The following is a 533-nucleotide window of genomic DNA, read 5'->3' on the forward strand; positions in this document are numbered from 1 at the left end:
GAAATGACAGATGAAGAAATTTTTTATATCGTTGAAAGATTTGAGAATATCAAAACTGAAAAGCCTATCTTGAAAAAGCTATGAACGTTCACAAAGCAAAATATGAATACTTTTCAACAAAAGACAGAGAAGAATACAGAAGAAAAACTATTGATAAGCATCCGTACCTGCACAACGATAATCTTTCTCGTAGATATAGTAAAGAGAACAGATACGATAAAGAAATCGCAAATTGGAGTAAAAAACTTTCTGCGTATATAAATAATAGAGCGTTACAACTTGATTTATACAAGCGTTTCGGACGTAGCAATGTAAACGATTTTTTCTTTCTACGAAATCAAATTGCGAAGTATATTAACGAAATTTACAGAGAAAAATACTTTTCAAAACATTATTTTGATTATAATAACGTTTCAAACTACGTAAAAGAAAATTATCAAGATATTATCGAAAAAACTACATCGTTTTACAAAGACATTACAAAGTCTGATATATTTGTTGACGTTTTGATGTTTCAGAATAAAGCTCAAAAA

At 28.3% G+C, this 533-nt stretch carries 1 protein-coding gene; it reads left to right on the forward strand.

The window, feature by feature from the left end; genetic code table 11:
• Positions 1–80: 80 nt before the first annotated feature.
• Positions 81–533: hypothetical protein (locus ACK4SC_RS11725; RefSeq protein WP_409618154.1), on the forward strand; the 453-nt coding region annotated here is incomplete at its 3' end.

This window comes from Microcella sp., from assembly GCF_046293215.1.
In the GTDB taxonomy this organism is placed as follows: Bacteria; Actinomycetota; Actinomycetes; order Actinomycetales; family Microbacteriaceae; genus Microcella.